This is a genomic window from Halocatena salina (assembly GCF_023115355.1).
In the GTDB taxonomy this organism is placed as follows: Archaea; Halobacteriota; Halobacteria; order Halobacteriales; family Haloarculaceae; genus Halocatena; species Halocatena salina.
Genome location: NZ_CP096019.1, coordinates 2,227,971 through 2,252,018, shown reverse-complemented (window position 1 = coordinate 2,252,018; position 24,048 = coordinate 2,227,971). Strand labels below are relative to the sequence as shown.

Here is a 24,048-nt window from a genome sequence, read left to right as displayed (position 1 = left end):
GTGAAAGCAGCGAACGGAAAGAACCGTCACAGGGCCTATTTCCAATACAGCAGCCGATCGCCTCGGAGCCAGCCGATAGTGAATTGCCAGAGAAGTCCGAGACCGGCGAAGACGCCACACAGGATGGCAACCAACTCCTGTAACCGCACCCACCCCGGAAAAACGAACCCTGCCCACGACTCGATCGATTGGATGCGGGTGATGAGTGGGTGGGTCGGATCGATGGTGGTGTTATCGCTGTGTGTGAGTCCGGTGGCCGATTCCTCCGGAACACCAAGCCGATCGGCCTCGTACACGATCCCTCGGCTGTCTCGAAGCGAATGCCGCCAGACGACCTGTCCCTCGGAATCGATTTCGAGGACACGGAAGTTTCGTGAATCCGTGACGAGGGTGTTTCCGTTCGGGAGCCGATCCGCATCGCGAGGCCACTGGAGTCCGCGATCTGACGGCCCATCGTACAGCCATTGGAGTTCCTCGGTGTCGGTATCGATCTCCACCACTCGGTGGTTCTCGCTGTCGGCGACGAGTATCGTATCGTTGTCGAGCCGCTGGGGGTTGTGTTGCTGGTTTAGTGTGGACGTGTCACCGGGCTTGCCGATGACGTTTACGATGTCGTTCGTCCGAGGATCGACTTCGAGCACCACATCGAAGTTCCGTATCGAAAGCTGGAAATTCCCGTTTGGAAGCTGATCGATGTCGTTCATGTGGGTCCAATCAGCCTCAGAATGTTCCTGGGGCAGTCCACCGTACTGTTCTTGGAACGCGCTTTCGGTACTGAGGTGATCGGTTGCGTTCCACGACCACGTGATCTCACCATCCCGATTGACGGTGAACGCGCGATTGTTCCCCATATCGATGATCGCTGTCTGGCCGTCGTCGAGCCGATCGGCGTCATGGACCTCGTGATGGGCGATGAACGCGTCGTACCAGTCGTACTCCCACACCACGGTGTTGTCTGCCGGATCCAGTTCAACGACGCGGTTGTGGACACAGCTCTCCTCAGCACCGGACCGGTAGGCCGACGGACAGTCCTCGCCAGTCAGTTCGGTCGCAAACGATAGGAGTATCGTGTCATTGCTGGTCACTTCCGCGTCGAAGACGCGCGAATTGGGTGGATCGTAGCTCCAAATCGTCGTTCCGTTTGGAGCGACGATCAACGCCTCGCCGCTGTTCGTACCGAACCAGTCGTGTGTCTGGACAGTGATCAGCGTATTGCCGGCCGAGAGCGTTCCTGTCGTGTTGTTCTCGAGGGCGTAGCCGGTTTCAGGAGTGGTGTTGCCAATGGACGCGTTCGTCTCCCTCGACGTCGGGGGTGAGCGCTCATCACCCACAGCTCCGAGAATGACGACGACCGCACAGAGGAGAACGATCGCTCCGAGTAAGAGCACGCGCGAGCGGCGATCGACAGGCTCCGACGACGGATCAGGACGCACACGGCTAGGCAACAAGCGTTCTGGCTCCATACCAGAGATCGACCAGTGTCAGCACCTTCTCTATTTCGCCGATAGAAGACAGAGAAGCGTAGAGTACGGAAATATTACAGCTGAATCCCCCACCGTTCCCAGTGGAGCATAGTGGATGGACTAGAGACCGAGATGTTCATTGGCGTGGTCTGGATCTGTATAGTTGTATGCTCAAGGAGAACGCCCGGTCGATCATCGCTGGATTCGTTGGTTCACTGCTCGTTCTCGCAGCGATGTACTGGCTTATCGGCGTCGACCAAACCGTCTCGAAGCTCTCGATGGCCAACACCGGAGTTCTCGTTTTCGTTTTCGTAGGTGCGACCTGTTGGATCATTTCGTGGGGGTTAGCGCTCCGCACTGTACTCGGCGTGCTCGGTTCGACGATTTCCCCGTTGAAATCGACGGCGATCTTCTCGGGCGTTCTGTTTGCGAACAACGTTACGCCGTTCGGGCAGGCGGGTGGCGAGCCGATCAGCGGGCTGTTGATCTCGCGGGCCACCGATCGACGCTACGAAACGGGGCTTGCAGCCATTGCGAGTGTCGATGCGCTCAATTTCATTCCCTCGATCGTTCTCGCGGTGTGTGGCATGGGGTATCTCTTCGTGACCACCACGTTCGTAGGGGATCTCCGGTACGCCGCGGGCACGGTGTTTGCGCTGGCACTGCTGGTTCCGATAGGATTCTATCTGGGATGGCAGTACCGCTACCGGCTCGAACACGCCACGGTTGCCGTGATAACGCCGATAGTGCGGTTCATCCGGCACACGTTGTTACGGCGCAAACCACTCGAAGAGGCAGCAATCGAGCGACGCATCGAGGGGTTTTTCACCGCCATCGAGCGCGTTGGCTCTACCCCTCGGAAACTGGCGTTTGCGCTCGGTCTGTCGTCGCTCGGCTGGATCGCCCAAGCCGTCTGTCTGTGGCTGTCACTGTTCGCACTCGATCACGCCGTGTCCCCGAGCGTCGTGCTCATCGCCGTGCCTCTCGGTGCGATCGCCGGTGTGACGCCACTTCCCGGGGGACTCGGTGGTGTCGATCTTGTGCTCATCGGAATCATCAGTGCGCTCGTAACGATCAACCAACCGACCATTGCGGCCGCAGTCCTCATTCACCGATCCGCGATCTATCTGTTCCCGACGATCGTCGGCGGTGGAATCACGGCCGCGATCGCGAGCCGATAAGACGTCAGTTGAGTTGTCTGCGAACGCTTGATGTGAGACGTTTGAGCATAGAAGAAGAGCCTTCGGCACGTGTTGCAGTGGTGTACTCCCGAGCCAGCGTTCCGTCCTGTTGGTAACTCAACAGTCCGATATCGTGGGTCTGGGCGAGTTCTTCGGCCTGTTCGGTAACTGTTCCAGATGTCGATACGAGTATGGTTCGGGCGTCGACCGGTGTTGCCGCCATATGGAGACGCTCGACGTCTTGCTGATTCGGTCGTTCGTGAACGGCACCGACGACGCGGTCGCCGAGGAGGTCCTCCTCTCCGTACAGATGGACCGGCGTCTCGTTGCTATCGTCTCGGATGTACGCATCCACTTCCACCGTGAATCCCCGATCGTCGAGCATCTCAACCAACGCTTGGCGGGCCGATAGCTGCGTCGTGAGCCACTGCCGTCCGTACTGTTCGAATCCGTAGCTGTAGAGCACCCATTCGATCGCCTTCTGTGGCTCACACACTGACAGACATTCCCGACACCGGAGGGCACCCACCGATCCGGCCCCAGACTCACCACACGTCTGACAGACGTGTCGATGTAACACGTCCATCTGTTCCGGGCGGACAGTGAGCTGACAGTCCGGACAAACGTATTCACCCTCTCCCACCTGAAACTGATTTTTTGGCGCGAGACAACCACACTCGACGTGTTTGTACAGCTCCTGTTCGACTGTGTTCTGGGACCCACACTCCGCACAGACGGTCGTATACATCATCCCATCCCGTCCACACTCGGGGCAAACGTAGGCTTTCTCTCGAAACTCCCGATACAGTATCTCTCGCTGAGCCAGTGACTCTAACACTGAATAGGAATCCCGATCGTTTACATCGAGATGTCGATCCACGTCCGGATAGCTCACTTCCCCATCCTCGTTGATTACCGGTGAAAACTCCTCGACCGTCCCGTCTGCCAACGACTCTAACAGACGAAGTACCCCTGGTGTGGCCATGCGTTTCATTATCCGATAGCTCTCCAACCTATTAACTCCTATTCAATGTCTGTTGGAGACGTTTTGCGATTATTATTATCAAGAAATTATCCCGTATAAAATGGTGTGATTCGTAGCGATCGGCGGGTTTTCCTTGTTCGGACTCGACGCGGGTGGTGATGTGTGGTAAGAGTGAGCCACGGGTGCTTTGGTTCACCCCAGATAAGCCCGAACGGATCAGCGTCGGCCGTCATCGGATCACGGAACGACTCGAAGAGATCGGTTACCGAGTAACACTGCGTGGGACGACGATCGAGACGGTGTTGTCGGCGGTGTGGCATCGGGGACGGTACGACGCGGTGATCGGAACGACGCGGGCGGGTACCATGGCCGGGATGGTTCTGTCAGCTCTCGGTGGGCCACCGCTTATCATCGATCACGTCGATCCGATCAGACAGTTCGAGACCACACATCCGTGGTGGGTGGCCGTTCCTGTGCGGTGGCTCGAACGGATCGCGTTCGCCGTCGCTGCCCACGTACTGTACGTGTACGCCGAAGAGCACGACCGCGTGAGTCAGTTCGCTGAATCGGTTTCGAACACCGACCTTCCAGTCGAGTACGATCGCTTTGCCGATCCGCCTACAGAGCGCGTTGTAACCGCTCATGAGCGGCTTTCATCGCTCGAGGGACGAACGCTCATCTACGTTGGCGGTCTCGAACCCGTCTACCACATCTCCGAGTTGCTCGATGCGATGTCGGTGCTGTCGGCGTGGACGCTCGTCGTGCTCGGCACCGGCTCGCTCGAACCCGAGGTTCGACGCGCGGCGACCGAGCAGTCGAACGTCGTGTATCTCGGCACCGTGCCCCACGAAGACGTGCCGGGATATCTCCACGCCGCCGACGTCGGCGTCTGTCTGGTCGACGACCCACACACGCTGAAGATACTCGAATATGGGGCTGCCGGTCTCCCGGTCGTCCAGCTCGCTGGACGGGCAGAATCGCGTCTCGATGGGCTGGTGACGTTCTGTGACCCAACGCCAGCGGACATCGCTCGCGCCGTTCGATCCGCCGCTTCCTCTCCCACCTCCGAGGAGCTACGCGCGTTCGCCCGACAGTTCGACGTGACCACCGTCGCCGACGACTACGCGAACGCGATCGAGACGGTAACTAGCACATCACCCAGAACGGCCGAATGATTCATCTGTTCAGAACGTCATCCCACGCGTCGAGATACTGGTGGGCCGCGCGCTCGTTGTACTCGGCCATCCGTTCGCTGCTGTCCGTCGACCGATCAGGGCAGGGATCGGACAGCAGTTCACTCACGGCGTCTTCGATTCCGTCCGGGGTTGGTGGACAGAGCCGACCCGCTGTCCCGACTGCCTCAGCGGGACCGCCAGTCGCCCCACAGACGACCGGTAGCCCGGCGGCTTGTGCTTCTAGGACAGCCATCGGAAACGCATCGAGATAGCTGACGTAGACGAACAGATCGGCACCCCCGAGCAGTTGGGGAACATCATCCCGGTGTCCCAGCAGCTCCACGCGATCGCGGTGGGGATACGACGCGACGAAATCGGCTACCGTATCGAACTCCTGTCCATCGCCGGCGACCACGTACCGGAGATCTTCGGTCGCTTCGAAGACGGCACGCAATCCCTCTAGAATCGTCGTGATGCCTCGGGCTTTCTGTGGATATCTGAAATTCGTGACCGTCAGGATCGTCGTCCCCGGATCGTCCGTCGCGGTGGCGTCTTGAAACCGCGCCACGTCGAACGGCCGGTCGACCACCCGGTTCGGACCGATGGCGTAGTACCGACGCATCGCCTCCCGACAGGTCCGGCTCACGAACAGGGTACAGTCAGCGTGGCCAACTACCAGCCTCGTTCTGTGCTCGATCGACTGGTGTCCGATCCAGCTGTGATGACCGTGTGCGTTCGTATAATCGTCCCATCCCCGGATACAGACCACCAACGGCGTTCCGTACACGCGTTTCGTAAGCAGTCCGAGCAGTCCGTTTCGTACCGTTTCGTCGGCTTGGAGCAGATCGTACCGACCGGTCAGTACCCGACCGACACGGCTCGGAATCGACTGCGGCTGTGAGAGCACGTCGATCTCGTAGGCGGGATCGAGCCGTTCGGCGGTGGCCGCGAGCGCCGTCGCGAAATCCCGTTGGGCGTGGAGCAAGGCGATCCGTGGCATTGCTCGGGTATGGGCCGTTCGTCGTGAAACGACCACCGGTTCACCTGATCACACCGACACGGATCCACAACGACTACCACAGGGTGGTGCCTATCGACTGTCGTGTCTTCGGATTCGGACGATGCGCTCACGCGGGTGGCTTCAGGTGGGGGTATCGTACTACTCGGGGTGGTTCTGGAGCTTGGGGTCTCCTTTCTCGCCAAACTCCTCATCGCTCGCGTTCTCGGTCCGGTGAACTACGGCGTGGTTTCGCTGGGCGTCACCACGATGGCCGTCGTCTCGACGCTCGTGTTGCTCGGGCTTCACACGGGCGTTGGCCGGTATCTTCCTCGGTTCGACGATTCCGTCCACCGCCGGGGCGTGGTAGTGTCGGCGTTCCAGATCGCGGTGCCGCTGGCCGTCGCTGCCGGTGGCATCGTCTGCGTGTTTGCGCCGATGATCGCCACCGACGGCTTCGGTGATCCCTCGGTGACGCCAGTCCTCCGCGTGTTCGGCCTCGTGATCCCGCTCGCGGCAGTGATGAAACTCGCCATCGGAACCAGCCGGGGGCTACAGCAGGTGCTCCCGAAGGTGTCCATCCGGAACATCGTGTTGCCGGTCGTACGGTTCACGGCGGTGCTCGTCGTCCTGTTGATGGGCTTTGGCGCGCTCGGGGTGGCGTGGGCCTACGCCATCGCCTACACGGGGGCGATGGGCGTCGGTCTGTACTTCCTGTGGCGAGACACCGATCTGTTCGCTTGGGGGACCCCGGCTACGCCTGTGCGTCGGGAGCTGTTGGCGTTCTCCACGCCGTTGGTGATCTCCACGGCGATGACGTTCGTGTTCTCCGACGTCGATACGTTCATGCTCGGGTACTTCTCTTCGACGGGAGACGTCGGTATCTACAACACGGTGTATCCGCTCGCTCATCTGCTCGTCGTTCCGATGAGTTCGTTCGGGTTCATCGTGATGCCCGTCGTCTCCAAGCTCCACGAACGCGGTGAGCACGACACCGTCCGACAGCTCTACCAAACTACCTCGAAGTGGATCTTCCTCGCGTCGTTTCCGGTGTTCGCTGTCGTCGTACTCTTTCCAACCCACGCGATCGGGCTCACGTTCGGTCCGGCGTACGTGGACGGTTCGCTCGCGCTCGTCGTGCTCGCTGGAGCGTTTTTCACGCACGCGATCGCCGGTCCTAACTTCGATCTGCTCACGTCGATCGGTCGGACACGGCTCATCATGTACGACGACACGCTCGTCGCGCTCCTCAACATCGGACTCAATCTCCTGTTGATTCCCCGGTATTCGTTTCTCGGCGCGGCGATCGCAACTGCTGTTGCCTACGTCCTGATGAACGTCCTGTACTGTCTCCAACTATACCTCGAAACCGGCATTCAGCCGCTAACACCGGCGCACATCCGAACCGCACTCCTCGGGACCACGACGATCGCCGTCCTGTACGGGATCGTTCGAACCCTGTTTACGGTGACGGTGCCCGTTTTCCTCGGAACAGTCACCGTGTTCGGACTGGTGTACCTGCTCGTCGTCGTCCGTGTTGCGATCGAACCACAGGAGATCGAACTCCTGTTGGACTTCGAAGAACGGTTCGATCTGGATCTCAGCGTGTTCAAACAGCTCGTGGGTCGGCTCCGGAGCTGAGCCAACCGTCAAACCGTCCCACCTAACAACCACTCGGTCATACAACCGAGTATGACCGAGCTTGGAAAGATCGATCGGTCGTTTTTCGACGCGTACATCCAGCCGAACCTCGGAGCTGAGCGCGAGGACGTGACGCTCTGGCCCGATCATGGAGTGGATTTCGGAGCGATCGACGTTGATGGGACGGCCGTCGTCATGGCGACCGACCCCGTTTTCATCATGCCATCGCTTGGCATGGAACGCGCGGCGTGGTTCGCGTTTCACATCCTCATGAGCGACGTGGCGATCTCGGGACTCCCACCCAGCCATCTGAGCATCGACTTCAACCTCCCGCCCGACATCACCGACGAGGCGTTTGAGACGGTGTGGACGACGATGGACGCCGAAGCGACCGAGCTGGGTGTGAGCGTTGTCACCGGTCACACTGCCCGGTATGAGGGCTGTAACTACCCGATGGTCGGCGGAGGAACGACCATCGCGGTCGGCGATCACGACGACGTGATTCGGCCCGATGGAGCACGAGTGGGTGATCGTCTCGTGATCACCAACGGTCCCGCCATCGAAGCGACGGGACTACTGTCGATCCAGTTCGAGACGCTCATGCGCGAGGAACTGGACGATGCGACCGTCGATCGGGCGAACGAGCGGTTTTACGACATGAGTCCCGTTCATGACGCGTTGACGGCAGCCAACGCGGGACCGGTGACGGCGATGCACGACGCGACCGAGTGCGGCGTGTACGGCGGTCTGTACGAATTCGCGCGCGCAGCGGGCGTCGGACTCGACGTCGATCGGAGCGCCATCCCGGTCGCTCCGGGTGTCGAAGAGACGTGTGCATTTTTCGACATCGATCCGTGGTCGGCGATCAGCGAGGGCACGCTCATCGCGTCGGTGCGCCCTGAAGGCGTTGATGACGTGCTCGATGCGCTCGAAGCGGAAGACATTCCGGCCGCTGTCGTCGGCAGCGTCGTCGAGGGCAGCGGCGTCGTCGTGGACGGCGAGCCGATCGATCACCCCGAAAAAGATCCGTTCTGGGCGGCGATGGCGGAGTACGCCGCGAAACAGGAGGGAAGCGACGAATGACCCGAACGGACGCACCGACCACCCAGCCGGTCACACTGACGATCGCCGGAAGCGATTCTGGCGGTGGTGCGGGGATCCAAGCCGACCTCAAGACGATGGCCGCCTGTGGGACGTTCGGAACCTCGGTTCTCACGGCGGTCACTGCCCAGAACACCGAAGGAGTCGAATCGTCGTTCGTCGTCCCCACAGCGGAAATCGAGAACCAACTCCGGGCCATCCGCTCGGATTTCGACGTTGCCGCCATCAAAACGGGGATGTTGGCGACGGCCGAGACCGTCGAACTCGTCGCTGAACACGCGCGTTCGTTCGACTGTCCGCTCGTCGTCGATCCGGTGATGGTCGCGACATCGGGCGATCGCCTGCTGGCCGAGGACGCTATGGACGCCTACGACGACCTCATCGCGCACGCGACGCTCGTCACGCCCAACACTGACGAGGTAGCAATGCTCACGGGGATCGAGCCGGAAAACGAGCGTGACATGCGCGAGGCTGGCGAGCAACTGCTCGATCGGGGGTGTGATGCCGCTCTCCTCACCGGTGGTCATCTCCCGACAGACGACGTATGCGACGTGCTCGTCACGCCCGAACGAACTCACACCGTTACTCACCCACGGATCGACACGGTAGCGACACACGGCGCGGGCTGTACACTCTCCAGTGCCATCACTGCCCACCTCGGACGGCAGGCCGAGAGAGACGACATAGATCTCCCTACAGCAGTCGAGGCGTCCACCACGCTTCTCGAACGGGCGATTCGATACCATCATGACGTCGGACACGGGCCGGGAGCGGTCCACCACACGGTCTCGCTGCGCGAACGCGCGGCCAGACAGCCTGTTCAGGAAGCGGTCGCGGCGCTCGTGGATTCGCTCACCGAGGAAAACGTTCGCTCGTTGGTTCCGGAAGTCGGGATGAACGTCGTCGGAGCCACCCCCTACGCGGAGACTATCGAGGAGATTGCCGCCGTCGAAGGACGGATCACGAAGACGATCGGTGGGATACAACCGAACCGAGGCGTGCGCTTTGGCGCGTCGAGTCACATGGCCCGGTTTCTGCTCTCGTTGCGCGAACACGACCCTGCCGTCCGTTTCGGGGTGAACTGCCGGTTCGGAGATGATACCGACGCCGCGCTTGACGCGCTCTCTTGGCCCGTCGGTACGTACGACCGGAGCGAGGAACCGACCGCCGACGTGGAAGGTTCGACCATGGGATGGGGTGCACAGCAGGCGTTCGAATCCGTCGCTGGGACGCCGGTCGCCGTCGTTGACGGCGGTGCTCACGGTAAAGAACCGATCGTGAAACTCCTCGCACGCGACCCTGAGACGTTACTCAACAGGATCACAACGCTCGATGAAGAACTATGAGGAAAATGGGGGAACAGGACGTGGTGGGATACACCATCTCCGGTCTGTACGACAGCGCCGGGGACATCAGTGTGGGTATGCGAGCGTGATACGTCAGCCGCTCCCCCAGTCACAGTACTGCGGATGACAGTAAGTGCCTTCTGGTTACTAAATAGTTATTTGACATTTTAGATCACATATGTAATGATGTAGTGCTATCAAGGAAATGCATCCGGCGACAATTCTTACTCCGTGCGAATCGTATCCCAAACGATTATCACATGTCTCTAATAGTAGGATGTATGGATCCGGAATCCCCCTCCGGTGAATTCACCATCTCCCTCGATCAGATCTACACTAATCCGGACGACGTTGCAGATACGGAAATCTCCTCCCTTGTCTCGATTCTCGACGGCGAAACGGAGATGGAACCGTCCGTAGGTGAGACTGAGCATACAGCACAGTTGCTCGACACCGATCTCGGAGAGACGAATACTCAGCGGCTCATTGCTGCTTCACGGTTGCGGCTGTTTGCCGGTGCTGGCTACCGCGATGCCGTCGCGGCCCACGCAGAAACGATCCTCGCTGGGATGGATGCAGAGGACAACAGCGTTCACGTCCGCCGCCAGGCCGCCCACATCGTGATCACGATCTTCAAGGACGAAAGCGTAGAGATATCGCCAGTGTCGAATGAGTTCATCGAACAGACGGATACACTCATCGAGTTTCTAGAAGACGATCTCCCGTGTGTTCGTCAGGCAGCAGTGTACGCGATCGCAGAGGTCGCAAAGCAGTCACCGGATTCCGCCGCACCCGCCATCGACGCGCTCATCCCGTTGTTGGATGACGAATCGGCTGAGATCGACCGGAGAGTGATAACGGCGATCACTGCGATCGCAGAGAGCACACCGCGGGACGTGACCTCCGCCATTACCCCACTCGTGTCCCTCCTCGAAGGCGACGTACAGATGACGCGAGTGCAAGCGGAGTACGCGCTCAAACTTCTCGTCGAAAACGCGCCATCAGCGGCTCAAACGGCCGTCGATCATCTCGTTCCCCTACTCGACAGCGACAGTTCGTTCGCTCGAAACGCCGCTTTGGAGATCCTCGCCGGAGTCACGCTCACCACACCGGAAGCTGTAGCGCCCGCGGTCAACGAGATCACACCGTTTCTCACCGAAGATTTCTATCGGCAGAAGATCGCAGTGTGCACGCTCTGCGAGATCGCCGAAACGTCCCCTGCGGCGGTCGTCCCTGCCGTCGAAGACGTCGTTCCGTTGCTCGATGCCGAGGATCAGATCGTCAAAAGCGCGGCGGTACACACGATCGTCGCCGTCGCCGAGGAGTCGCCATCAGCCGTCACCGAGGCGTCCGATTCGCTGTTTTCTCTCCTTAACGCCGACGAGCCGAACGTCCAGAAAGCTGCCATCCGTGCAGTCATCGTCATCACGAGCAACGTGCCGGAGGCGGTTGGACCCGTCATCGAGTCACTGCTTTCCCCGCTCGATACCGACGAGTCGTTCGTCCGGGGGCAGGCCGCGCGCACGATCGCAGCACTCACCCAAGGCGAAACCCAACCAGCGGTTCCTGCGGTCGACGCGCTAACGACGCTTTTGAACGCGGACGAATCCGTGGGGCGGAAGCTGGCGGTGCGCGCGATCGTCGAGATCGCGTCTGACGTGCCCGACACCGCTGTGCCAGCGGTCGACCCCTTGTTATTCCTCCTCGATTCGGATCGGCCAGTGGTACAAAAGTACGTGGCGGCAGCGATCATGGTGGTCGCTGCTTCGTCCCCACGGGCGGCAGCACCCGCCGTCACACCCCTCGTCTCACTGCTTGGCGAGGACAACGATGTGGATGGTCTGGTCGTGCGTGCGCTGGCTGAAATCAGCGGCGACGATCCCGAAGCGGTAGTCCCGGCTACACAAGCAGTGATCCCGCTACTCGACGCCGAGCGGGAGTCAGTTCGAACGAATGCGGTACGCGTGATCGCTAGCGTCGCCGAGGAGGCACCGATAACCGTCGTTCCGGCGGTCGAATCGCTCGGCAAACTGCTCGACAGTGACGAGCGACTCATCCAGTGGAAGGCGGTGTGTGCGCTCTGCGATGTCGCCCTCGAATCCCCCGGAGCAGTCGCTCCTGCGATCGAACCGCTCGTGCCGTTTCTTGACAGCGAGTGGACATCCCTCCGGAAGAAAACTGCCACCATCGTGGCCGAGGTGGCCTGCGTATCGCCGTCCGCAGTGGCTCCTGCCGTGGGACCGCTTTCGATGTGTTTGGACGCAGACGAGGCAGCGATCCGACGAAACGGGGCGTGTGCGCTCGCGGAACTGGCTGGTGAGCATCCCGAGACGGCAGTTCAGGCGGTTGATCGGCTCGTGTCACAGATCACTGGAGAGACCGATCAGCAGTACATTCAAGAGTGTGCAGTACGCGCACTCGCGGAGATCGCCACCACGGCTCCCGACGAAGTGGTGCCGGCGATCGACACGTTAGCCGATCTGTACGAGGCTGACTCGATCACGCTCAAGGAGAACGCGCTGTACGCCACCGCCGAAATCGCCACCACGATGCCCGAAGCCGTGATCCCAGTCGTTGACTCACTCATTCCCCACCTCACCGCCGAGGAAGTCCCCGTCCAGAAGGCCGCGATTCGATCGGTCGTGTTGATAGCCAAACACCTCCCGACGACGATGGTTCCGGGTATCGATTCACTGCTCCCCAGATTTGGCGCCGATGAGACACGCGACCAGCGGGCGACAGTGGAGGCGCTCACCGCGATCGCCGCGATTCCCCCGGAGAATTCGGACGGTGAACAGGATCTCGAGGCGGAGCGGGAAAACGCCGTCGCTACCCTCGATCGGTTGCTCGACACCGGTGAGACGCTCGGACGAAAGATCGCGGTGACAGCGTTGGCAGTGATCGCAGAGGATGCGCCCACGACTGCGGGGACCGCGATCGACTCGCTCGTTCCCCTGTTAGGAAACGACGATCCTTACATCAAAGAGCTGGCCGTACAGGCGACCGTGCTGATCGCGTATGGATCGCCCACATCCGCCGTGCCCGCCGTAGACGAACTCATCGACCTGCTCGAAGACGACAACGTCTATCTCCAGCATGGAGCGGTGATCGGTATCGGATGGATCGCTAAAGGATTGCCACCGGCAGCGGTCCCGGCCACCGAAGCTCTGGTGTCCTTTCTGTACAGCCACGAGGAACTCGTCCGGAAGACTGCGGTGTACGCGATTGCCCGGATCGCAGACCACGATCCCGAAGCAGCGTTACCAGCCACTGACGCGCTCGAACACTGTCTTACTGCGGACTGTTCGTACGTCCGAACGCACGCTGTCAGCGCTCTCGAATCGATCGCTCTCGCCCCCGCTGGTGACACGATGCCGCCAATCTGCTCACTGGCGGCGCTCGTCGATGACACCGAATACTCCATCCAGAAACAGGCCGCGCGGGCGACCGCCGCGATCGCAACGACCCAACCGGGCACCGCAGCCCCCGCGGTTGACGTGCTCGCGGGCCACCTCGACGCTGACCGCACCACACAGGAGCTTGCAGTCCGGACGATCATGGAGATCACGAAACACGCGCCGAACGCAGCGGTTTCAGCCGTCGATCCGCTCGTCTCACTGCTCGATACTGACGATCAGATAATACAGAAAAATGCCGTGGCCGCGATCGCTGCGATCGCCGAGGCGACACCCAACGCTGTGGCAGACGTGGTCGAGCAGCTCGTTCCGCTTCTCGACACTGACGATGAGTTTCTCAAAGCAACCACTATGCGAGCGATCATGCCCAACACCGACGCGACGCGGAAACGCTTGAGTGCCCGATCGTCGGAGTCCGAGTGAACGAACACCCTCGCGACGACGCAGCTCACAATCGAAAATCGAGAAGTAAGAACAGCCCGAATCGGGTTACAGGACGTCGTTGAACTCTTTGTGGCCCTGGATCGTAACGCCCTCCTCGGAGATTTCGGCGAGGAAAACGCCGTTACCTGAGCCGGTGTCACGCTCGACTGCAGCCTTGATACCGCTCGCAGCGACCGATTTGGCCTCCTCGACGGAGAGATCGTCGCTGTACTCCCGTTCGAGTGTGCCGTACGCCACAGTGAGTCCGGAACCAGTGACCGTGTAGTCGTCTTCCATCACGCCACCGGCAGGATCGATGGAGTAGACGTGTGTGCCCTCATCGTCGATGCCACCGAGGACGGGATTGATAGCGAAAAACGGACCGCCGCGCGCGTAGTTGCCCGCGATGGTCGAGAGGGCGTGAATCGACATCTCTTCGTCACGGCGCACTTCGTACAGGTTCACTTCCGCACGAATATTGCGGATGAACGACTGGGCACCGCCAACGCTGCCGACGAGTGTCATCGCAGCCTGAGGATGGATCTGTTCGACCTTCTGGACGTTCTTGTTCGATACGAACCGACCACCGAGACTGGCACGCATGTCAGTCGCGATGACGACGCCGTCCGTGGCCGTGATACCGATGGTGGTCGTTCCCGTCTTGTTGACCTTCTCTACATCTGCCTCCGAAACGTCCGGCAGCGAGCCGAGTTCCGGCTCGTAGATCGGCGGTTCGTAATCACGCCGGTCATGGATCGATCCACGCCCCACGCCCTGTGTGAACTGTTGTTCGCGCATTACCACGAGGTACCCGCCGTGTGCTGATAAAAGCACCCCTTCGAACACCGCTACTCCTCGTGGGATGGAGCTACCCGACCGAGCGCCCGATGGAACGGGAACGGAATTCCGACCGCCTGAGCGAGCACCCCCACTGGCAACAGCAGGATACCCGCAACGATGAGTGCTTGATACAGTGCAAACAGGACCTTCGACCGAAACCATTCGAACATGTCCTCATCCATCGGAAGCCGATTGCCCGTATATATACGTTTCGTCGTTTCTGCGCCCTCCAACAGGCTGCCGTCGTGCGGTTTCCGGATGGATATGCCCGAACGGATCGGGGATCCAACGTCTTCGACACGACCGAATCAATCGTGGATGAACCACGAGAGCGACAGAACTGATCGAAATAACGTATGCGCTTCATCGGTGTGACGTGCGCGCGCTTGCCCGTTATTACCGGGTGTAAGCGTTTTACTATCTATTACTAACCAAAATAATGGTATTACATATGAATATTCGCTAGATCATTACCTCATTAATGTTGTTTACATATATACTCATTTAGAATAATAGCCAATATCCCCCATCCAATCAGAATAAAATCACAATATCGAACCACAAAGATCGATACGGTCGAATTCTAAGCGGGGGCATGAGCAACTATCTCGTCGCTGTCGAGGCAGCGTGGCTCGTACGAGACGTGGAAAGTATCGACGACGCGATCGGTGTGGCAGTCAGTGAGGCTGGAAAGCGTCTCAACGAAACCGATATGGATTACGTGGAAGTGGAGATCGGCGCGACGGAGTGTCCGGTGTGCGGTGAGCCGTTCGATTCGGCGTACATCGCTGCCGACACCGCACTCGTGGGACTGGTCCTCGAAATGGACGTGTTCAACGTCGATAGCAAACAGCACGCACAGCGCGTTGCAAAGAGCGAGATCGGCGGTGCGCTCAGAAACGTCCCGCTCAAAGTGATCCATTCCGTCGAACTAGAGTCGGATACCGAGGAAGACACCCAATGAGACGACTCCATCCCATCGACAACACTTTTGTATAACTATTGGTTATCTCGGATATGGAACTTCCGACGCCGGAGGACCTCCGAGAACACCGTAACGAGTTGGATCTCACACAGAGTGAACTCGCCGACATGGCGGAGGTTTCCCAGCCGCTCATCGCTCGCATCGAGGGGGGTGATGTCGATCCCCGGCTTTCGACGCTCGGACGGATCGTCACGGCCCTCAACGAGGCAGGGGGATCGCTCCGCCGAGCAGAAGACATCATGCACAGCCCGGTGGTCGGGATCGCACCCGACGACAGCGTCCGGGAGTCGATCGAACGGATGAGCGAGGAGGGCTATTCACAGCTCCCTGTAATCCGTGACGGCTACCCGGTCGGTATCGTCAGCAACAGCGACATCCGACGCATCAATGATGATGCTTCGCCCGGCGACCTTCCGATCGCGGACGTGATGCGCGAGTCGATCACGACCGTCACGACCGACGCGACGCTCAACGAGATCGACACGCACCTCAACCACCACGACGCGATCATCGTCATCGATAACGGCGAGATGGCCGGCATCATCACCGAAGCCGACGTAGCTGTCCATATGTCGTAGTCGGTTTGCGTGCCACTACCGTTCTGCTGAGGACGGGGAATCGATTTGATGCTGCACGCTCCCGATGTCTCTCGGCTCACTACTGCGATGAATTCACACACCACAGGTGTGATATTCACGGGTGGCAGCCCGGGCTGTCTGGGGTGGCCTCTGTTGAATCAGGAGTTGTTTTCGGGTAGCGTCAGCCCCCGAATCTCGACCTGTCCCGCTTCTGTATCGGTGTTTTCGACCCGGCCAATGATCCGTCCGTCGGTGTTCTTGACGATCGATTCGGCGTCATCAGAGGGGAGTGCGGCGACGAACCCGGTGCCCATGTTGAACGTGCGGTGCATTTCCTCGTCGGTGACGTTGCCTTCCGTTTGGATGAACTCGAAGACCGGTTGATACTCGAAGGGATCAGTGATGACATACCGGAATGCTCCCATCCGAGGAAGGTTCGTCCAGCCGCCACCAGTAACGTGTGCAGCCGCGTGGGTGTCGTGGTTCCACAGCGGATCGAGGAGGTCGGTGTAGATCCGCGTCGGCTCCAACAATGTCTCGCCGATCGTGCGCTGATCGTCACTGACAGGGAACGGGTCGGCGTAGTCGTGTTGCTTCGTGACGGCTTTCCGGGCGAGCGTCAGCCCGTTCGAATGGATGCCGTCGGACGGAAAGCCAACGAGGGCGTCACCAGCCTTCGCGTTGCCGGGAAACACCGCGCCTTTCGGCGCGAGACCGGCACAGGTACCAGCGAGATCGAGTCCACTGACGACCTCGGGCATCACCGCGGTTTCCCCGCCGACGAGTGCGATACCTGCCGTTCGTGCTCCATCAGCCAACCCCGTCCCGATCTGTTCGGCCGTCGCATCGTCCGGTTCGTCGATGGCGAGATAATCCACGAACGCAACCGGTTCGATGCCCGCTGCCACGAGATCGTTCGCGTTCATCGCGATACAGTCGATGCCGACCGTCGAATAATCGTCTACCGCCTCCGCGACGAGCAGTTTCGTCCCGACACCGTCGGTCGCTAAAGCTAAATACCGCTCCCCGATGTCGATCAGCCCCGCATAATCGCTGTCGCCCTCCTGGTCGCTGTGCTCTCCGACAGCACCGAGCAACGCCGCCGTGGCCGCCTCGCTGTCGGCGATGTCCACGCCAGCGTCCGAATACGTCATCCCCTCATCCTCAGCCATATGGCTGAGTGAGAGAGGAGCACCGAAAAAAGCACTGTGATCCCACCTTCCACTTCACTCGCTGGAACTACTGTTCTCTCTCCTCATTGACGCTCTCATACACCGTTTCCAGTTGATCGAGGGAGTGTTCTACGCTGATCGTTTCCCGTCGATCGAGACAGGACTCGACGAGCGATTCGTGCTCTCGCAACGCTCGCTGGATCGCCTGCTTGAAGCCCTCGATATCTTCCGGATCGAAATGGTATCCGGTTTCGCCTGCCGTGATCGTTTCGGCAAGTGCACCGGCATTGATGGCGACAACTGGCGTTCCACACGCGTTGGCTTCGAGCGCGACGAGACCCTCCGTTTCGACCGGACTCGGGAACGCGAACACGTCGAGCGCCGAGTAAAACGCCGGGAGATCCGCGCGGTCGAGAAACCCGAGAAACCGAACGTCAGTGTCGACAGTCGCCGCTCGTGCTTCGAGCTGTGACCGGGCAGGACCGTCACCGCCGAACACGACAGTGACGTCGAGTCCTGCAGTCGCATCGAGGATGTCATCCAACCGCTTTTCGTAACCGTGTCGTCCAGTGTACCCGACCAGCGGCCCATCGGGAAGCCCGAATCGGTCGCGGAACGCCTCGGTATCGACCGGAGCGAACCGTTCGGTGTCGATCCCGTTGGGAACAGTCGTGATCGGTTTCTCGACACGGCTGTCGAGTCGGTCACGAGTACTCTCGCTGGGCACGATGATGTGATCTGCACGGTCGAGAAACCATTCCTCGTACGCGGTCGCCACGCTGACGAGCCGCCCCGAGAGCGCACCGGTGAGATAGGTGGCGTACTCTTCGGCTGGCGTGTGATAGGACATGACGACCGGGAGATCCGCGCGGTTTGCTACCCGAAGTCCGCTGAGGCCCACACCGAACGGCGTGTGTGCGTGAACGATGTCGATATCCGATTTACGAACCGCATCGGGAATTCGAGGAAACCCCATTCGAAACCCTTCGTAAAACGGAAACGGAACGCTTGAAACGGGGTGTTCGCCTGACTGGGGTGTGTGGTCACTCTTTGGATACACGATCTCCATCCGACCACCACGGCGGTGCCAGTGGTCGCGCCACGTCTTGACCGTATACGTTACTCCATTGACTGTTGGGAGATACGTATCTGTGAACGCTGCGACCGTTGGGCGCATCTGGTCGTTCAGAATCGGGGGAATGGCTAAACGGTTGTGACTTCTTGGTAGGCATCGAGCAACTCTTCGGAGACTCGATCGAGGCTGTGCTCGCGGGCGGTCTCTCTCGCGTTCTCACCGAGTCGGTCACGGAGTTCCGGATCCGATGCGAGTTCCGTGAGTGCATCCCGGAACTCATCAATCGTATCGCACATGAGACAGTCCTCGCCGTGGGTGTAATACTCCTCGAAGACGGGGATGTCCCGTAGGACGACCGGCTTTCCACACGCCATCGCTTCGAGTACCACGAGTCCTTGGTTTTCGACCTTCGCGGGAAACAGATACACGTCTCCGGCCGCGAACGCGCCGCGCTTGTCGTCGATCCAGCCGGTGAAGGTGACGTTTTCAGGCGGGTCGCTCGTCCATCGACGCACCGTCGTCGAGGCCTGTGGTCCCGTGTCGTAGGTACCAAACCACGCGAACTCGTGGTCTGTCGCTTGGGCGAGTTCACAGAACGTCGTCACCCCCTTCCGTTCGAACACGCTCCCGAGTGCGAACACGACCATCCCGTCGAGATCGTACCGCTGTCGATACGTCGATCGCAGCGAAGAAAAGCCCGATAAGGCATCGATGTCGATTCCGTTCGTGATCGGACGGATCGGGGCATCGACTGGGTAGGATTCGAGCACCCCCTTTGTGTACTGGCTCGGACAGAGAACGAGATCGGCCTGGGAATAGAACCACCGGAGATACCGTTCGAGCGCCGGTCCGATCGCCGTCGATCCACGAAAGCTTTCGGCGAAATCCTCACGGGTGACGTGGGCATGGAGGACTAACGGTACGTCCTCGTGGCGAGCGTATCGAGCGATCGCCACCGATCCCGGTCCGATCATGTTACAGTGTGCCAAATCGATCGACGCGATCGGCCCATCACCGTCGACTGTGCGTTCGAGCGCCCGCGGGATCGATCCCCCGTTCCACGGCGACGTGACGACCGACACGTCCGTTCGTGCGAGCGCGGCGCGCTGGTGGCTAACGGACGTTTCGATACCGCTCCGATCGAGGCGGGATTCCAGTTCAAGGTGATTGAGAACGCGCACGATCCCAGCAACGCGATCCCGAATAAAAATGGCTACCGACTCGCAACCGTGAGCCTTCGAGGCGGGACGACCACGCTCGTTCGGTCACCGCGTCTCCAGTAGATTGACCCACACGGAGAGGTAAGTATCGACCAGATGGCGTCCTCGACGACTACCCTACCGACGACAGACGTGGTAGTGGTTGGAACAGCCGAGTGGATGGATGATCTCGCGGCGACGCTCACGGCCGTCACTGACGCGTCAATTCGGCGTCTGCGGACGATCGAAGCGACGAGAGAACGCTCCGTTGCCACCTTCGACTGTGTCCTGACCGGATATGAACTCGCCGACGGAACGGGAATCGACTTGCTCCAAGCAGTGGAGACGACCACGCCGATCGTCGTATGCACTGCTTCGGGGAACGAGCAGATCGCCAGCAAGGCGATGGCGGCAGGTGCTGTCGACTATATCGCCGTCTCCGATCCATCGTCCCTTCCAGTGGATGAGCTCATCGAGCGGCTGTCACGGGCCGTACGCGATGCGTGGCGAACGGAAACGCGGCAGGAGCGTTCCCGCCAGTTCGAGGCGGTGTTTCAGAACACACAAACGGCGACGTGGGTGCTCGATCCGGAGGGACGGCTACAGCGAGCAAACAGGACGGCCCTCAAAATGATCGATCCCGATGGATCCACCCTCATCGGAGAACGATTCTGGGATCTCCCCTGGTGGTCGCGGATGGACCGGTCTCAGTTCCCCATCGAGCAGCTCGTTCGCTCGGTCATCGACGATCGGACGACCGAACGGCTCGTCACCACCATTGGCGATGAACGGATCATCGAACTCTCCGCGCTCCCAGTGCAAGCCCCGGAGAACGAGCTTGCTGGTATCGTCGTCGAGGGAGACGACGTCACCGAACGAGCCTCGCTCTACCGGGAGCTTCGTTCCTCCGAGGTGCTTCACCGAGTAACGCTCAACAATATGACCGACACGGTGTTGGTGACTGACGACGACGGAGCGTTCACGTACATCTGTCCGAACGTCCATTTCATCTTCGGCTACACCGCAGCGGAGATCCGTGATTTCGGCACGATCGATGAACTCCTCGGCGAAGACCTGTTCGATCCCGACGAACTCGAAAAATCGGGCGTCTTGAAAAACATCGAGTGTACGACCACGGACAAAGCCGGACAGGAACACACCCTGTTGGTCAACGTTCGGGCCGTTTCGATCCAAGACGGCACTCGGTTGTACAGCTGCCGGGATATCACGAAGCGAAAACAACGTGAGGAGGCATTAGCGACCCTCCAAGAGACGACGCGGGACTTTCTGTACGCCGAGACGCCCCAAGAGATCGCTCATCACATCGTCGATGACGTTCCCAGCGTGCTCGATGTCGAAGCGAGCGCTGTTTATCAGTTCGATCCCGACCGGAACGTGCTCGAACCGATCGCCCAGTCGTCCCCGATGGAACGGCTGAACGGCCCGCTTCCGACGGTGCCGGCCGACGCTGAAACGCTCCCCAGCTACAGCTTCGTCGAGGACGACGCGCTCTTTTTCGAGGACGTACACGACTCGCCTCGCCTCGACAATCAAGCGACCGACGTTCGGAGTGGAGCATACATTCCGCTCGGCGATCACGGCGTCTTTATCGCTGGCTCGTCCGATGTCGGACAGTTCGACGCCGTCACTCGTGAACTTGCCGACCTACTCGCTGCCACGGCTGAGGCCGCCCTCGACCGCATCAGACGGGAACGGCGCTTGCGCGAGCAAGAGCGCGAGCTACAGCATCGAAACACCGAACTCACGGCACTCAACCGGGTCAACGAGATCATTCGAGACATCGATCAGGCGCTCGTCCAAGCGGAAACGCGCGAAGAGATCGAACACGCCGTCTGTCAGCGGCTCACAGCTGAAGACAGGTTCGCATTCGCGTGGATCGGCATCGAGGACGCCGCAACCGGCACGATAACCCCGCGGGCGTGGGCTGGTGTGGAACAGGGCTATCTCGACAGTCTCTCGTTCCCGATCGGTGAGTCAGAAACCGAACCATCGGGCCGGGCGGAGGCCACCCAGACAGTGACACGAATCACGAACGTCGCCGATCGGTTTCGACAGGAGTCGTGGCGAAAAGAGGCATTATCGCGGAACTTCCTTTCGATCCTCAGCGTCCCGATTGCATACGATGATTTCACGTACGGCGTGTTGACTGTGTATGCAGAAACACAGAACGCCTTCGATGAAACCGCTCAAGCGGTGCTCGCAGAACTCGGTGAAACGATCGCTTCCGCGGTGAGCGCCATCGAACGGAAAAATGCACTGCTCACCACGTCGATCACACGGGTTCGGTTCATGGTCGACGATCCACTGTTCGTCCTGACTCGGATCGCACGAATGGCTGGCTGTACACTTACGTATCACGGCGGTGTCAGACAGACGACAGACGGTAGCTATCTCTTCGTCGCTGTCGAGGGCGCGTCGATGGACGCCGTCGAGCGGGCTGCAACGGAGCTAGTCGCTATCGATGACGTCCACCCGATCAACACAGACAACACCGGAGGCGTGCTCCGGATTCGGCTTCCCGATCAATTTCTTGCCTTGGAATTGGCCGATCACGGGGCCATCTTACGACGAGCGTCGGTCGATGCGGATACGACGACGCTCGTGATCGACATTCCCGAGACCATCGACAGCCGCCACATTACTCATCTCGTGACGGATACGTTCAGAAACGTGGAACTTCGATCGAAGCGGACGATCGATCAATCCGCGACGCAGAACGTCTATTCACGATTTCTCGACCGGGTTACCGACAGACAGCTCGAAGTGTTACAAACCGCATACTACAGCGGCTTCTTCGAATCTCCCCGCGAACGAACGGGCGAAGAGATCGCGGAAACGCTTGGCATCTCGCCACCAGCGTTCTACCAGCACATTCGAACCGTCCAACGGAAGCTGTTCACGACGGTGTTCGACGAGCAAGGGCTGCCGTCCGTCCCTTCGTGAACCCATCGGTACGGTATGAAGCGCCAACGAGACGGGGTGCCATAGACATAGAAATCGACTTACCACACAGAAGGGTACTTACTGTATACTCAGTATGCGCGTGCTCGTCATCGGGGCTGGTCAGGTCGGAACGAACATCGCGGCGAGCCTATCATCGACTCACGATGTCATCGTCGTTGATATCGATGAGGATCGGACCGAGCAGTTGGCCTATGATCTCGATGTGCTCACTCTGACAGGCGATGGGACCGACATCGATGTGCTCCGGGAAGCCGACATCGACACGGCCGACATGGTCATCGCCAGTACCGACGACGATGAAATAAATCTGGTGGCGTGTGCCACCGCCAAGACGGAGAGCGACCCGTTCACGATCGCTCGGGTGAAAAGCCACAGATATCTCCGTTCGTGGGAGGGGTCCGAAAGCGCATACGGCGTCGATTTCATGGTGTGCTCGGATCTCCAGACCGCCAAGAACATCGTTGAGGTGGTCGGGCTGCCAGCGGCAGTCAACGTCGGTCCGTTCGCTGGCGGTCTCGTTCAGATGGCCGAGTTCGAGATACTACCGGACAGCCCGATAGCCGGACAGGTTGTCGCTGAGGCCGACCGGTTCGATTCGCTCACGTTTGCCGCCATTTTCCGGGCGGACCGCTTCGAACTCCCCAGTGGAGAGACGCCGATCCGAGCCGGTGATAACGTAGTCGTCATCGGGAGTCCCGAAAGCGTTCAGGAGTTTGCTTCGTCCATCGTCCCGGCCCAGACGCCCGATCGAACCGACGATCTGGTTGTGGTCGGTGGCAGCGAAATCGGCTATCACACCGCCCGCCTGCTCGAACAACGAGGGCTGCACCCAAAGCTCATCGAACAAGACGACGCCCGTGCCCGCGAACTCGCCGAAGAACTGCCGAACACGCTCGTGATGGAACACGACGCCACCGACACGGAGTTTCTCGCCCGCGAGCACATCGATGATGCCGACGCGGTCGTTGCCACGCTCGACAGCGATCAGAAAAATCTACTCCTGTCGGTGCTTGCCAAACGCATCGGGGTCGATCGGATCATCACGGTGGTCGATACCCGTGAGTACATCGAGCTGTTCCAGGAGATCGGCATCGATGTTGCCATCAATCCGCGATTCGTGATGGCCGAAGAGATCACCCGATTCACTCACGAGGGGATCGCAGAGAACATCGCTGTCCTCGAAGAAGATCTGGCCGAAGTGCTGGAATTAGAGATGAGTCCAGACAGCCAGTTGGTCGGTCGGCCTATCCGCGAACTGATCGCGGAGTTGCCCAAGAGCACCGTCATCGGTGCGGTTACCCGCGATCATACGTTCATCACTCCACGGGGTGACACCGTTCTCGAACCCGGTGATCACGTGGTGGTGTTCGTCGAAGCCGATTTCGCCGACGACATCACCGCAATGTCGTGATGATGTGTGATAAAATATATGTATGAAACGCAGCCGGTTGGTGATCCGATAATGATTGTCGCTTCTGTTCCCGAG

Annotated in this window: 18 protein-coding genes; 10 read left to right on the top strand and 8 right to left on the bottom strand. The window is 59.8% G+C overall.

Features of this window, described 5'->3' with window-relative positions; all coding sequences use genetic code 11:
• Nucleotides 1-35: 35 nt before the first annotated feature.
• On the bottom strand, nt 36-1,463 hold the full coding sequence (locus MW046_RS11530; protein ID WP_247993252.1) for an aryl-sulfate sulfotransferase: 1,428 nt from the start codon (nt 1,461-1,463) through the stop codon (nt 36-38).
• A gap of 167 nt (nt 1,464-1,630) precedes the next feature.
• Between MW046_RS11530 and MW046_RS11525 the strand changes: the two genes are divergently transcribed.
• The gene (locus MW046_RS11525) at nt 1,631-2,644 is read left to right on the top strand and encodes a lysylphosphatidylglycerol synthase transmembrane domain-containing protein (protein WP_247993251.1); all 1,014 of its coding nucleotides are present in this window, start codon (nt 1,631-1,633) and stop codon (nt 2,642-2,644) included.
• A 4-nt stretch (nt 2,645-2,648) separates the two neighbouring features.
• Here MW046_RS11525 and MW046_RS11520 read toward each other — a convergent pair whose 3' ends face one another.
• On the bottom strand, nt 2,649-3,638 hold the full coding sequence (locus tag MW046_RS11520) for a TackOD1 domain-containing metal-binding protein (protein ID WP_247993250.1): 990 nt from the start codon (nt 3,636-3,638) through the stop codon (nt 2,649-2,651).
• A 149-nt stretch (nt 3,639-3,787) separates the two neighbouring features.
• On the opposite strand from MW046_RS11520, the gene MW046_RS11515 reads away from it, so the two are divergent.
• Complete coding sequence (locus MW046_RS11515; protein WP_247993249.1) at nt 3,788-4,804, top strand: glycosyltransferase; 1,017 nt, start codon at nt 3,788-3,790, stop codon at nt 4,802-4,804.
• A 1-nt stretch (nt 4,805) separates the two neighbouring features.
• Here MW046_RS11515 and MW046_RS11510 read toward each other — a convergent pair whose 3' ends face one another.
• Nucleotides 4,806-5,804, bottom strand: coding sequence for a glycosyltransferase (locus MW046_RS11510; protein WP_247993248.1), 999 nt, complete (start codon nt 5,802-5,804; stop codon nt 4,806-4,808).
• 102 nt (nt 5,805-5,906) lie between these two features.
• Here MW046_RS11510 and MW046_RS11505 point away from each other — a divergent pair, with 102 nt between their 5' ends.
• The 4 genes from MW046_RS11505 to MW046_RS11490 all read left to right on the top strand — a co-directional run bounded on the left by MW046_RS11505 (nt 5,907) and on the right by MW046_RS11490 (nt 13,728).
• Nucleotides 5,907-7,442: a flippase gene (locus MW046_RS11505; protein WP_247993247.1), complete on the top strand. Its 1,536-nt coding sequence runs from the start codon at nt 5,907-5,909 to the stop codon at nt 7,440-7,442.
• 51 nt (nt 7,443-7,493) lie between these two features.
• Nucleotides 7,494-8,525: an AIR synthase family protein gene (locus tag MW046_RS11500; RefSeq protein ID WP_247993246.1), complete on the top strand. Its 1,032-nt coding sequence runs from the start codon at nt 7,494-7,496 to the stop codon at nt 8,523-8,525.
• Complete coding sequence (gene thiD, locus MW046_RS11495; protein WP_247993245.1) at nt 8,522-9,889, top strand: bifunctional hydroxymethylpyrimidine kinase/phosphomethylpyrimidine kinase; 1,368 nt, start codon at nt 8,522-8,524, stop codon at nt 9,887-9,889. The genes MW046_RS11500 and thiD overlap by 4 nt, the downstream gene beginning before the upstream one ends.
• 281 nt (nt 9,890-10,170) lie before the next feature.
• A complete protein-coding gene (locus MW046_RS11490) occupies nt 10,171-13,728 on the top strand; it encodes a HEAT repeat domain-containing protein (RefSeq protein WP_247993244.1) in 3,558 nt (1,185 codons plus the stop codon).
• 66 nt (nt 13,729-13,794) lie between these two features.
• Here the strand turns inward: MW046_RS11490 and psmB are convergent, their stop codons facing one another.
• Nucleotides 13,795-14,526 carry an archaeal proteasome endopeptidase complex subunit beta gene (gene psmB, locus MW046_RS11485; protein ID WP_247993243.1) on the bottom strand — a complete coding sequence of 244 codons (732 nt, stop codon included), beginning with the start codon at nt 14,524-14,526 and terminating at the stop codon, nt 13,795-13,797.
• Nucleotides 14,527-14,576: 50 nt separating this feature from the next.
• A complete protein-coding gene (locus MW046_RS11480; protein WP_247993242.1) occupies nt 14,577-14,750 on the bottom strand; it encodes a hypothetical protein in 174 nt (57 codons plus the stop codon).
• A 413-nt stretch (nt 14,751-15,163) separates the two neighbouring features.
• Here MW046_RS11480 and MW046_RS11475 point away from each other — a divergent pair, with 413 nt between their 5' ends.
• A complete protein-coding gene (locus MW046_RS11475; protein WP_247993241.1) occupies nt 15,164-15,532 on the top strand; it encodes a DUF555 domain-containing protein in 369 nt (122 codons plus the stop codon).
• Nucleotides 15,533-15,585: 53 nt separating this feature from the next.
• A complete protein-coding gene (locus MW046_RS11470; protein WP_247993240.1) occupies nt 15,586-16,131 on the top strand; it encodes a CBS domain-containing protein in 546 nt (181 codons plus the stop codon).
• Between the two features lie 158 nt (nt 16,132-16,289).
• On the opposite strand, the gene purM is transcribed toward MW046_RS11470, so the two are convergent.
• The 3 genes from purM to MW046_RS11455 all read right to left on the bottom strand — a co-directional run bounded on the left by purM (nt 16,290) and on the right by MW046_RS11455 (nt 19,559).
• On the bottom strand, nt 16,290-17,303 hold the full coding sequence (purM, locus tag MW046_RS11465; RefSeq protein ID WP_247993239.1) for a phosphoribosylformylglycinamidine cyclo-ligase: 1,014 nt from the start codon (nt 17,301-17,303) through the stop codon (nt 16,290-16,292).
• Nucleotides 17,304-17,370: 67 nt separating this feature from the next.
• On the bottom strand, nt 17,371-18,480 hold the full coding sequence (locus tag MW046_RS11460; protein ID WP_247993238.1) for a glycosyltransferase: 1,110 nt from the start codon (nt 18,478-18,480) through the stop codon (nt 17,371-17,373).
• Nucleotides 18,481-18,506: 26 nt separating this feature from the next.
• On the bottom strand, nt 18,507-19,559 hold the full coding sequence (locus tag MW046_RS11455; RefSeq protein ID WP_247993237.1) for a glycosyltransferase family 4 protein: 1,053 nt from the start codon (nt 19,557-19,559) through the stop codon (nt 18,507-18,509).
• A 135-nt stretch (nt 19,560-19,694) separates the two neighbouring features.
• Between MW046_RS11455 and MW046_RS11450 the strand changes: the two genes are divergently transcribed.
• Together MW046_RS11450 and trkA are read left to right on the top strand one after the other, a co-directional pair.
• Nucleotides 19,695-22,541, top strand: coding sequence for a bacterio-opsin activator domain-containing protein (locus MW046_RS11450; RefSeq protein ID WP_247993236.1), 2,847 nt, complete (start codon nt 19,695-19,697; stop codon nt 22,539-22,541).
• Between the two features lie 94 nt (nt 22,542-22,635).
• A complete protein-coding gene (gene trkA / locus MW046_RS11445; RefSeq protein WP_247993235.1) occupies nt 22,636-23,973 on the top strand; it encodes a Trk system potassium transporter TrkA in 1,338 nt (445 codons plus the stop codon).
• Nucleotides 23,974-24,048: the final 75 nt, after the last annotated feature.